We start from the raw sequence: 14,132 nt of genomic DNA, 5'->3' as shown, positions 1-14,132 counted from the left end.
TGGGTCCAACACGTTTAGCCTGATAGCGGTTAATGATACCCCTATTCTTTCTGGGTTAGACAGCACAAGGTCTGAGCCAGTTGTTCAACACCGTGCACGAGTAGTCATAGATGCAAATGCCTTACTTCAAGATGCAGATCTAGAAGCGGCTCTGAGTCAAGTATCAAATTCATCTGGCAACTGGGGCGGCGCGACACTTGAGGTTGGACGCGATAACGGCTCTGGAGGCATTACCGGCAATAGCAATGATTATTTTGAGACTTCCAGCACTAGCAATGTTTCACTGTCTGGCTCCAGTGTAAAGGTGGGGAATACATCGGTTGGCACCTACACTCTGTCAAACGGAAAACTATCAATCACTTTCAACAGTAATGCCACAACCGATGCAGTTCAGAGCGTTCTTACAGGCCTCACCTATGGAATTGGCGAGGAATGCCTTGCCGATGCCGGAACATCATTCCTGATCAATGCACCATACAAGCTCAGCACAAATGGGAGCAATCCATATATCATCACACAAGACCTCGGCAGCAATTGGACTTTCGAAGCCGATTACACGATGGGCTCCAGCAATGGATTGAATACGATATTCTCCTATGGCAACTACACTGACGGAGTCCTGGTTAGGACACTCAGAAGTGATGGCCTCTATTTGAACGGCAGCAATAATGGCGCCCCGGATCTATTCGGAACCACCAACACGAACGGCGCCTATACAACCATCAAGATTACCTACGGAACAATAAACAACATTGGAACGTTAAATGTCTACGCGAATGGCGTTCTCAAAGGAACACATACGACGTCAACCACACTAAACCCTTCCGACAAAACGATTCGGCTAGGGTCAGCGCACCATGCGAATGATGAAGGCCTAGATGGATTCATTAAGAACATAAGGATAACCAGTGGATCTTCCGCCTCCTCTACATCGTCACTAACAGCACCGGCAACGATCCCAGAAGACAATGTCAATATCCGCCTGATCTTTAGCGATCAGAACAGTAACGGCAGCGCTGGCGGATCTGGTCAAGACCAGGGGTTGGGCAGTGTAGGCACCACATCAGGGGTGATCAACATTAGTGTCAATCACCTACCAATTGCGACCTCAAATACCAATACCCTCAATGAAGGACTGACTACTACATCTAGCAACTCAGCAACTGGAAATGTCCTACTAGATGGAACTCAGGAAACCGATCCAGATATCTATTCAGGATCAACAAGACCAGATAGCCTTTCGATCTCAGGAGTGGTTGCCGGCACGGTTGCTAGCACCTTTATCGTAAGCAACACCGGTGTCAATACACCAGTCACAGGCCTGTACGGAGCAGCCTTAATCAGTGCAAACGGAAATTATACTTATACCCTTGACAATGCGAACACAGATGTTCAGTCACTCGCAACAGGAGAGACATTGTCTGATGTCTTCACTTTCACAGTCAACGACGGCCAAGGCGGCTCGACAAGCAGTAGTCTGACTTTAACAATTGTTGGCACCAACGACTCTCCAACCATAACTATTGGGGCCAGCAATAGCAATTCTGTAAACTTAAACGAGACGAACACAGGTCTATCTACATCTGGAACACTGACGGTTTCAGATATTGATAAAACAGATGTCATTAGTACTACTCACACCCTCGTCGTATCAGGCACATCTAATCGCTCCGATCCAGCTGCACCCTCCGACACCGAACTCCTCAACATGCTGTCCCTGACAGCCAATCCCATCCTTTCGGCCGCCGAGCAGACAGACACCCTCACCTGGAGCTTCAACTCAGGTTCAGAAGCCTTCGATTACCTCGAAAAAGGCGAAACGCTCGTCCTCACCTACACCGTCACGGCAACCGATGACGACACATCTGCCCTGAGTGACAGCGAGACCGTCACGATCACCATCACGGGAACCAACGACACCCCCGTCATCACAGGTGGTGCAGATACCGATTCCCTCACTGAAACCGACACCACGCTCACAGCAGGCGGTGCGATCACCGTCACCGACGTCGACACCACCGACACGGTGACGGCGGCGGTTACATCGGTGGCTCTGAGCGGCACCTTCACCACATCCGGCAGCACGCTCCCGGCCTCCCTCGGCACCAGTGCCAATGGCTACGCCGCTCTCAAGGCCATGCTCGCCCTCAGCAACCCAGCCGCCGGCTCCGCCATGGCTGCCGACACAACAGGCGGCGGCAACACCTTCAACTGGACCTTCACATCAGGAGCTTCCAGCGACGGCGCTTTTGACTTCCTGCGTGACGGTGAAACACTGACCCTCACCTACACCCTCACCCTCACTGACGACAGCGGTGCCACCGGCGCAGAGGCCTCGGCCACGACAACAACAACCGTGGCAGTCACCATTACCGGCACCAACGACACACCCTTCATCACCAACGGGGCGGACAGCTCAGCCCTCACCGAAACCAACGCCTCCATCACCGATACCGGCACCATGAAGGTGACCGATATCGACCTCACCGACACCATCTCCGCCACCGTTGACTCTGTTGCAATCACGGGTGGTTCCTTTAGTGCTGGTCAGATCCCCCTCTCCAACGACGAGCTCAAGGGAATGTTGAGATTGAGCTCTCAAGGTTCTGGTGGGGCTGTCGATTTTGACGGATCAAATGATTACATTTCGATCGCCAACACCAACGCGCTCCCAAGTGGTAATTCAAGCTACACACTTGAGGCATGGATTAAACCTGATAACGCATCCGGAGCGAGAGGCATTATCGGCTGGGGGCCTTGGGGTTCAACAGGTCAAACAAATGCCTTGCGCCTAGATGGGCCTACTCGCATCATTAACTACTGGTGGTCTCGTGACCTATCAGTAAACGTACCGAACCTTGCCGATGGAGCTTGGCACCACGTTGCGGCCACGTTTGACGGAACGACAAGGGCCATCTACCTGGACGGAGTCCTAATCGGATCCGATACACCCAGCGCACGCAATAGCCCTGCAACATCAACAAATATCCGTATCGGCTCAACCAATAACGGCGAATATTTTGACGGTTCTATTGATGATGTTGGTATTTGGAATCGAGCACTTTCACAAGCCGAAATCACAGCAAGACAATCAGCGGCTCCAACAGGTGCGGAAGGCGGACTAATAGCTTTCTATAACCTCAACGAAGGAAGCGGTTCTACTGCCAGTGCTGTTGGCAGCTCAGGGAGCAGCCTGACTGGATCCTTAACGAATTCACCAACGTGGACTACCCGAGTTAGTGAGAGCACTACTGGAATCCCCGCTAACCCCTCGCCTGGATCGGACTTGACCTGGACGTTCGCTTCAGGACCCTCCACTGGCGGTGGCAACAAAGCCTTTGAATTCCTTGCTGTTGGTGAGACCCTTGAGCTGACCTATACCGTCAAGGTTCAGGACAACTCACCGGAGCGCGCAGGACAAGAATCCGACTTCACCACCTCCACAGTCACGGTCACCGTCACCGGCACCAACGACAGCCCCGACATCACCGTCGTTGATGTCACCGGTGCTGTCACAGACGATGCCAGCACCACTGCATCCGGTACAGCAACCGCTCAGGTTAATACCCTCACCCTCTCCGGCACCTACGAAACCGGCGACTCCGTTACCGCCACCGTCAATAACGTCGACGTGGTCTACACCGTCACCGCCAACGACACCACACTCAGCGCGATCGCAACCAACCTCGCCGCAGCCATCAACGCCAACCCCAACCTCGTTGATGCCGTCAATGCATCCGCTTCTGATGCTGTGATCTCCATCACCTCAGACACAAATGGCGTTCCCTTCACCCTCTCCACATCCACCACTAATGGCGGCAGTGACACCACGCAAGCCACTACAGCTGCTCCTTACACGCTCAACGTCTCCGGTGCTCTCCTTAAAGACTACGGTTCAATCTCCTACAAAGATCTCGATCTCACCGATACGTCTGTTGTAACGCGCTCCTTCATCTCAGCTACATCCACAAACGCCTCTATCTCAACAGCTCTCGACGCCGCGCTACGCGACATCGATTCCTCCTTCACTATCACAGGCGCCGGTGTCGCCTCACATAGTCCCGCAAGCACCACTGACACACCTGTCACCAACACCGTCAACTGGACCTTCTCCATTGACAACGCTCTTGCCCAATACCTCGACGCCGGTCAAACCGTTACCGCCGTCTATCGCATCACCGTTACTGACGACTCCACCTATACCTCCGCTTCTGGCAGCAACGAAATCGACGTCCGCACACAAGACGTCACCGTCACCATCACCGGTGCCAATGACGCTCCTCTGATCTCCGTCGGGTCCGCGAACTCAGACGCAGAGTCACTCCCAGAAACCGATACAACCCTCTCCACATCAGGCACCCTCACCGTCTCTGACCTCGACCTCACAGGAACCGCCTCCTCCTCTGTCGTCTCCGTCTCCGCATCCGACTCCATTACCGGAAGCTCCACGACAGGGCTTCTCTCCGATAACGCCGCACTGCTCGCCATGCTGTCGGTCACGCCGACAAGCACGCTCTCCTCAACAGAGGTCGTCGATCAGCTCTCCTGGTCCTTTAACTCAGGTTCAGAAGCCTTTGATTACCTCGCTGCTGGTGAATCCCTAACACTCACCTACACCGTTCGCGTCACCGATAACAACACCACCTCTGACGATCACACCGTCACCGTCACCATCAACGGCTCCAATGACACTCCCGTCATCTCAGGTGGTCCTGACACAGCCAGCCTGACAGAAACAGACGCTGGACTCTCCACCTCAGGCACCCTCACCGTCAGCGACATCGATCGCACCGACCTCGTCAATACCACCCACAGTCTCGTTGTATCTGGCACTTCCGCTCTGGCCGCCGATGCCAATGGCAATCAGGCTCCAACCGATGCAAACGCGCCTGACCACGCAACCCTGCTCTCAATGCTGTCCCTGACAGCCAATCCAATCCTTTCGGCCACTGAGCAATCCGACACTCTCTCCTGGTCCTTCAATTCAGGCTCAGAAGCCTTCGATTACCTCGCGGCTGGTGAAACGCTCGTTCTCACCTACACCGTTACCGCAACCGATAACGACACTCAGGCTGCAACGGGTAGTGAAACTGTCACCATCACCATCACCGGTACCAACGACGCACCGACGGCGCTGGTGTCCTCAGTTGGGCTGCCGGCACTGGCGGAAGACACCTCGGCGGAAGCAACTGTTGCGTCTCTGTTTAACTCCGCAGGCTCCAATGATGCCTACACAGACCGAGACAACACAGGCACGGGTGATCCCTTCGCCGGTGTCCTGGTTGTTGGAAATGCAGCAACCTCAGCACAGGGGACGTGGCGTTACCAACTCGCGGGTGATTCCCGTTGGTCTGCAATTCCCAGTGGGGGACCATCTGCTGTTTCGCTCTCGAGTGGGCTGTTCATTCCAGCCGATGCGCTGATCCGCTTTGACCCAGCCGCCAATTGGAACGGCAGCGCTGGCGCTCTCACGACTCGGCTAGTGGATGGCTCCATCGGGGCGCTGCCAGCTGGTGGTTCTCGAGTTGATCTCAGCGGAACTGGAACGAGCGGTGGCACGAGCCGCTACAGCGACAGCAGCAATGCCGTCGCGCTGACCGCCACGGTCAGTGCCGTCAACGATGCACCTGTGGTGAGCATCGCCACAGCGACCCTTGCTGGCATCACAGAAGACACCTCGAGTCCCACTGGAGCCAGCGTGTCCAGCTTTGTGGCGAGCAGCTTCAGTGACGCTAAGGACCAGGTGGCCGGTGGCTCCAGTGCCAACAGCTTTGCTGGGGTCGCCATCACCGCCTATAGCGAAGACAGCAGCCAAGGCATCTGGCAATACTCCAGCGATAGCGGCAGCAACTGGAGCCCCCTTGCATCTGTTGCAGGTGCCGCCACTGCCTTCACCTTGCAGAGCAGTGATTGGATCCGCTTTGTTCCAGCTCAAGACTTCAATGGTGCAGCACCACAACTTGATGTGGTACTCATCGACAGCAGTGCATCCGTCACCACTGCCGCCACCATCAATGCCAGCACCAGAGGCGGGACAACAGCCTTCAGCAGCGGCACGGTCGTCATCAACCACAGCGTCAGCGCTGTCAATGACGCTCCACTGCTGAACCCTCCAGCGAGCTTCAATCTGGTGGAAGACACCACTGGAAATCTGGTGTTTGGGGCAAACACCTTTGCTGATGTCGATGCCGGAAGCGGTTTGCTGAAAGCAACACTTTCAATTGCCGATGGCTACCTGCAAATCTCCAGCGCCAATCTTGGTGGTGTCAGTCTTGATCCAAGCAGCACACCAACCAACCGGATCTTCAGCGGCACGGTGGCCTCGCTGAACAATTTCTTCTCCACCGCCGGTAATATCAAATACACACCTGCACTCAATAACGACACCCAGCGAACCCTCACCCTGCATGTCAGCGACCAAGGCAACACCGGCAGTGGTGGAACCCTCACGGCAAGCACCACCTCCACGGTGCTGGTTCAGGCCGTGAGCGATGATCCGGTCATCACATCCACCAATGTGATCAAGATCGATCTCTCCGCTGCTGGCAATAGCGATGGGGGTTCGCTGAGCGATTGGAACACCCTGAGCAATGGAGCCTCGAGCTCCTCCGTCAAGCGCTATGGAGATGGATCCATTCTCAGCGGCGTCAGTATTGCCGTGAATGGAACAGGTGCCAATAACGACAGCAACGCAGCCGATTGGCCTGGCTCTGACATTGATCCTTACTACATCAGAGCTGCCGATGATCTGATCTATTCAACGAACACAGGCCTTGGCATTACGGGCCAGGCGAACGAACTAAACATCACAACAAGTGGACTTGATTCAAACCGTCCCTATACAGTTAGAGTCTACACACTGATCAATGAAACGAATAGCAATATCGATGTTGGGGTCACAAATGGCAGCAGCACAAGTTTCCGCCGCAATCTCAATCGGATTGCATTGTTTAATACTGTTCCACTCAGTGACGATCTGATCTTCAGAGACGTCAAACCAGACAGCAACGGGAAAATCATTGTTTCCATTGGATCCTCGTCGGCAGTCTCTGCCGAGGCGGTTGTCATTGAACCGGTCGCGACCGAATGGATTGGCCTAACCGAATCGAATTCAGGTCTCAGCAGCAGTGGGAGTTTCCGCGTCAACGATCCTGATCGTTCAGACACAGTCGTCAGCAGTTATGGCTTAACGATCAGTGGCACATCCGATCGGACCGATCCTGCGGCACCAAGTGATGCCTCTTTGTTATCGATGTTCTCTGTGACGCCGGCGACGGTGCTTGAGAGCACGGAAACCACTGACCTGATGAACTGGAGCTTCAACTCCGGCTCGGAAGCCTTTGATTACCTCGAGGCTGGTGAAACTCTCATCCTCACCTACATGGTGACTGTGACCGATAACAACGCTATTCCTTTATCCGACAGCGAAACGGTCACCATCACCATCACTGGTACCAACGACACTCCCGTCATCTCAGGTGGTGCTGACACCGCATCCATCACTGAAACCGATACAACCCTCACCACCACTGGCTCCTTCTCCGTCACTGACGCAGACACCAAGGACCTCGTATCAGCAACCGTTTCCTCCGTTGCTCTAACAGGAACCTTCATTGACGGTTCCAGCACTCTTCCCTCAGCACTGAGTGCCAGCAGCTACCAGGCCCTGATCGACATGCTCGATCTCACCATCGCCTCCGGCAGCACTGGCTCTGACTCCGCCACCGACAACACCATTGAGTCGCTCCACGCCAATACCGCAACCTCCGGTTCCACCGTCGATTGGACATTCACATCCGGCTCCTCCGGTGACTCCGCCTTTGACTTCCTCCAAGAAGACGAAACTCTCACCCTCACCTACACGCTCACTCTCCAAGACAACAGTGGTGTCAGCGCCTCCGACACCACAACAACCACCGTTGCCGTCACCATCACAGGCACCAACGATTCGCCCGTCATCTCGGGCACTGACAACACTGCAGGTGATACCTCTTCCCTAACCGAAACCAACGCCTCTCTCTCCGATACCGGCACCATGACGGTGACCGATATCGATCTCACTGACACCATCAACGCCACCGTTGAGTCAGTGTCCATCACCGCAGGGGGGTCCTACTCAGGAACCGTTCCTTCTGCTCTTACAGACAGCAGCAACGCAGTTCTGAAATCCATGCTGGCTCTCTCCGTCGGCTCTGGCTCCACCTCTGCAATCGCCGCAAACCCCACCGCAGGATCAGATTTCACCTGGACCTTCACATCAGGTCCCGCGACAGGTGGCGGTGACAACGCCTTTGAGTTCCTCGCCGCTGGCGAAACCCTCGAGCTCACCTACACCGTAAAAACAACCGACAGCTCTGGTGCCACAACCGGTGAACTGACAACCGATACCTCAACCGTTGTTGTCACCGTCACCGGCACCAACGACACACCCGACATCACCGTCGTTGATATCACCGGTGCTGTCACAGAAGACTCCAGCACCACTGCCTCCGGCACTGCTACACCTCAAGTCAATACCCTCACACTCTCTGGCACCTACGAAACCGGCGACTCCGTCACCGCCACTGTCAACAACGTCGACGTTGTCTACACCATCACCGCCAACGACACCACACTCAGCGCGATCGCAACCAACCTCGCCGCTGCCATCAACGCCAACCCCAGCCTCGTTGACGCCGTCACCGCTAACGCCTCTGGGGCTGTTCTCTCCATCACCTCAGATTCAGCTGGCGTTCCCTTCACTCTCTCCACATCCACCACAGACGGCGGCACCGGCAGCGACACCACGCAAGCCAGCACCGCTGCTGCATCCACACTCAACGTCTCCGGTGCTCTGCTCACCGACTCCGGCTCCATCTCCTACGACGATCTCGATCTCACCGATACCTCTCTCGTTACACGCTCCTTCATCTCAGCCACACCATCCACAGGTGCTTCCGTCTCAACAGCTCTTGATGCAGCTCTTCAGGACATCGCCAACTCCTTCACCATCTCAGGCGCTGGTGTCGGCTCAGCCGCTCACTCCGGCACTGTCAACTGGGCCTTCTCCATTGACAACGCTCTTGCCCAATACCTCGACGCCGGTCAAACCGTTACCGCCGTCTATCGCATCACCGTTACTGACGACTCCACCTATACCTCCGCATCTGGCAGCAACGAAATCGACGTCCGCACACAAGACGTCACCATCACCATCTCCGGTGCCAACGACGCTCCTCTGATCTCCGTTAGTTCACTGCAGAACTCAGAGGCAGAGTCGCTCACCGAAACCGATACAACCCTCTCCACATCAGGCACTCTCACCGTCTCTGACCTCGACCTCACAGGCACCGCCTCCGCCTCTGTCGTCTCTGTCTCCGCGTCCGACTCCGTCACCGGCTCATCCACAACAGCGCTGCTCTCCAACAACGCCGCACTGCTCGCCATGTTGTCGGTCACACCGGCAAGCACGCTCTCCTCAACAGAGGTCGTCGATCAGCTCTCCTGGTCCTTCAACTCAGGATCCGAGGCCTTCGATTACCTCGCCACTGGCGAAACTCTCACGCTCTCGTACACCGTTCGCGTCACCGATAACAACAACATCTCTGACGATCACGACGTCATCATCACCATCACTGGCACCAATGACACTCCCGTCATCACAGATGGGCCTGATACAGCCAGCCTGACAGAAACAAACACAACACTCTCCACCTCAGGCACCCTTACCGTCAGCGACATCGATCGCACTGATCTCGTCACCGCCACTCGCACCTTGGCTGTCTCGGGAACCTCCGATCGCTCTGATCCGGCCGCACCCTCCGACGCAGAGCTCCTCGCCATGCTCTCCCTGGATGCCTCCACATCCAGCTCCATCCTTGACGGCACAGAGCAATCCGACACCCTTTCCTGGTCCTTCAATTCAGGCTCAGAAGCCTTTGATTACCTCGAGGCTGGTGAAACTCTCGTCCTCACTTACACCATCACCGCAACCGACGACGACAGCTCAACTGCATCGGACAGCGAAACGGTCACCATCACCATCACCGGCACCAATGAGACACCGGTCGTATCCCATGACAAGGCCTATGGCTACAACCTGGCAAGCATCTATGGGAACAATGCCAACTGGCCAGGACACACAAGCAACTTCCTAGACAAGAAGGATTATCCAAACCTGAATGATGATGAGTTCATCGCTCTTGGCCTAACACTACTGCAGCAGTCCTCAAACGTTGCCGCATTTATAGCCATCTACACCGACAACAGTCAAACAGAAATCGTAAGCCTAAGGGCCAAATCAAGCATCAGCGGTCTTCGAGACAATTCCGGCAACGGCCCCTATCCAGCAGCAACAGATGGCAAACAAGTCTTTATCAAGGACTCTCAGATCAATGCCGCCACTTCAATTCTTGGTGCACCACAAGTACTGAGATCCAATAATCACTTCTTGGCTACAGAAACCGACACCACCCTCACCATCAACGGCTCCTTCTCTGTCACTGACACAGACACTAAGGACCTGGTCTCCGCCACCGTTTCCTCCGTTGCTCTAACAGGAACCTTCACAACATCGGGCAGCACTCTTCCCTCAACACTGAGTGCCAGCAGCTACCAGGCACTGATCGACATGCTCGATCTCACCATCGCCTCCGGATCCACAGGCTCTGACTCCGCCACCGACAACACCATCGAGTCGCTTGACGCCAATACCGCAACCTCCGGTTCCACCGTTGATTGGACCTTCACCTCTGGCTCCTCCGGTGACTCCGCTTTTGACTTCCTACAAGAAGACGAAACTCTCACCCTCACCTACACGCTCACTCTCCAAGACGACAGTGGTGTCAGCTCCTCCGACACCACCACAACAACCGTTGCCGTCACCATCACTGGCACCAACGAGTCACCTGTCATCACCAACGGCGATGACACCTCTGCCCTAACCGAAACCAACGTCTCCATCTCCGATACCGGCTCCATGACGGTGACCGATATCGATCTCACTGACACCATCAACGCCACCGTTGATTCCGTTGCAATAACAGGCGGTTCCTTCAACTCTGGATCGGTTCCGCTCACCAACGACCAGCTCAAAGCCATGCTTGAACTCAGCGGGCAAGGCTCAGGACAAGCATTGGTCCTCGATGGAACAAATGACTATGTCAAGGTTCCTAGTAGCGATGCAATCAATCTTGGAACAGGCCCAATGACCATTGAAGCCTGGGTCAATTTTGATGCCGGCTCTCAACTCACTTATCCAATCATTGTCGGAAAACGCTCCAACACCGACAACGGCTTTTTGATTGGCACAGAAAATGGAAGACTCTTTGTTCAGGTTCAAGGAATCAATTATTTTGGCCCTAGCTCCATAGCCAGCCTTCACGACCAAAACTGGCATCATGTAGCAGTCAGTCGAGATGGCAATAACTTCAGCAGCTATGTGGACGGGGACCTCAAATACACCTTCACAAGCAACAACTCAATGAGCTCTAATGCCGACTTGACCATCGGCCGGGACGTCGTCAACCCAACTGCGACATATTTAAAAGGAAGAATTACAGATGTTCGGATTTGGAATATCGCCAGAAGTGCCAGCGAAATCTCGACTGGCAAGGACACGATTCCAAGTCCGACAGCGAACGGCTTGGTTGCCAACTATCTATTTACAGACTCATTTACTGCGACGAATAAGGCATCAGGCTCGAACAAGGCAGGAAGTGGAGCTTATATGAATGGAGCGACCACAGCATTAGTCTCTGACCTGCAAGCAAGCTCCAACATTTCAGCACTGGCGGCAGATCAAGAAAGCGGCTCAGACTTCACCTGGACATTCACATCAGGTCCCGCAACAGGTGGCGGTGACAATGCCTTTGAGTTCCTCGCCGCTGGCGAAACCCTCGAGCTCACCTACACCGTAAAAACAACCGATAGCTCCGGTGCCACAACAGGTGAACTGACAACCGATACCTCAACCGTTGTTGTCACCGTCACCGGTACCAACGACACACCTGACATCACCGTCATTAGTGGCGGCGACACCGGTACTGTCACAGAAGACTCCAGCACCACCTCCAGCGGCACTCCTACAGCTCAGGTCAATACCCTCACACTATCTGGCACCTACGAAAGCGGTGACTCCGTCACCGCCACTGTCAACAACGTCGACGTTGTCTACACCGTCACCGCCAACGACACCACACTCAGCGCGATCGCAACAAACCTCGCCGCTGCCATCAACGCTGACCCCAACCTCGTTGATGCCGTCACAGCATCAGCTTCTAATGCGGTGATCTCCATCACCTCAGATTCAGCTGGCGTTCCTTTCACTCTCTCCACATCCACCACTGATGGCGGCAGTGACACCACGCAAGCCAGCACCGCTGCTCCTTCCACACTCAACGTCTCCGGTGCTCTCCTGACCGACTCCGGCTCCATCTCCTACGACGATCTCGATCTCACCGATACATCTCTAGTTACACGCTCCTTCATCTCCGCCACACCATCCACAGGTGCTTCCGTCTCAACAGCTCTTGATGCGGCTCTTCAGGACATCGCCAACTCCTTCACCATCACAGGGGCTGGTGTCGGCTCTGCCGCTCACTCCGGCACTGTCAACTGGGCCTTCTCCATTGACAACGCCCTTGCCCAATACCTCGACGCCGGTGAAACCGTCACCGCCGTCTATCGCATCACCGTTACTGACGACTCCACCTATAGCTCCGCTTCTGGCAATAACGAAATCGACGTCCGCACCCAAGACGTCACCGTCACCATCACCGGCGCTAACGACGCTCCTCTGATCTCCGTTGGCTCAGCTAATTCTTCAAGCGTTTCCCTAGAAACTCAAAAAGCGACACTAACGAGCACTGGGTCCCTAACGGTGAGCGATGCAGACCTCACTGATTCGATCACAGCCTCCATTCAAAGCGTCAGTGCAACGGGAACAACAGCAGGTCTGACCTCCGATAACACGGCTTTAATGGCAATGCTCTCGATCAGCCCCAATACACCGAATGAGGTGATTGAGGGATCAGAAGTGATGGACCAACTGAGCTGGAGCTTCAATTCTGGAACTGAAGAGTTCCGGCACTTAGGTGCCGGAGAGGTTCTCACACTTGACTACACCCTGCAGGTCGTCGATGACTCGGGTGCAACTGACGAGCAGACCCTATCGATTCAAATCACGGGCACCAACGAAGCTCCAGTGATCACAGCTGGTCCGGATACCGCAGAACTCCAAGAAACCAACGCAACCCTCAGTGCAACCGGTGCTCTAACGGTCAGTGATCAAAACCGCACCGACATCATCACCATGAGCCATGCGGTAACCGTCTCGGGTACATCCGATCAAAACGATCCCGCGGCACCATCGGAGGCCGAACTGCTGGCCATGTTCAGCATGGCTCCGACTCCAATCCTTGATGGTACCCAAGTCAGCGGAAACCTGACTTGGATCTTCAATTCAGGATCAAAAGCCTTTGATTACCTCGCGGCTGGCGAAACGCTCATCCTCACCTACACCGTCGCTGCCACTGACGACAATTTGCCTGCTCTGAGTGACAGCGAGACCGTCACCATCACCATCACTGGTACCAACGACACTCCAGTCATCACCGGCACCGACACCCCTGCAGGCGATACCGATTCCCTCACAGAAACCGACACCACCCTCACCATCAACGGCTCCTTCTCGATTACCGACGCAGATACCAAGGACCTGGTCTCCGCCACCGTTTCCTCCGTTGCTCTAACAGGATCCTTCACAGCATCTGGCAGCACTCTTCCCGCAGCTCTCAGTGCCAGCAGCTACCAAGCGCTGATCGACATGCTCGATCTCACCATCGCCTCCGGCAGCACAGGAACAGATTCGGCCACCGACAACACCATCGAGACCCTCGACGCCAATACCGCCACCTCGGGCTCAACGGTTGATTGGACCTTTACCTCTGGCTCCTCCGGTGACTCCGCCTTTGAATTCCTCGCTGCAGGTGAAACGCTAATCCTCACCTACACACTCACACTCCAAGACGACAGTGGTGTCAGCTCCTCCGACACCACCACCACAACCGTTGCTGTCACAATCACCGGCACCAACGAGACACCCGACATCACCGTCGTTGATATCACCGGTGCTGTCACAGAAGACTCCAGCA

The 14,132-nt window shown here is 55.0% G+C and carries 1 protein-coding gene (running past one end of the window); it reads left to right on the top strand.

Annotated elements, in window-relative coordinates:
* Positions 1-14,132: part of a VCBS domain-containing protein coding region (locus CWE17_RS10875; RefSeq protein WP_131457133.1), annotated on the top strand (this coding region is incomplete at its 3' end). The annotated region extends 19,904 nt beyond the left edge of the window; the window shows 14,132 of its 34,036 annotated nt.

This window comes from Synechococcus sp. BS56D (assembly GCF_004332405.1).
GTDB lineage: Bacteria > Cyanobacteriota > Cyanobacteriia > PCC-6307 > Cyanobiaceae > Synechococcus_C.
Note: the sequence above shows the minus strand (reverse complement) of the source record. Positions and strands in the feature narration are given on the sequence as shown.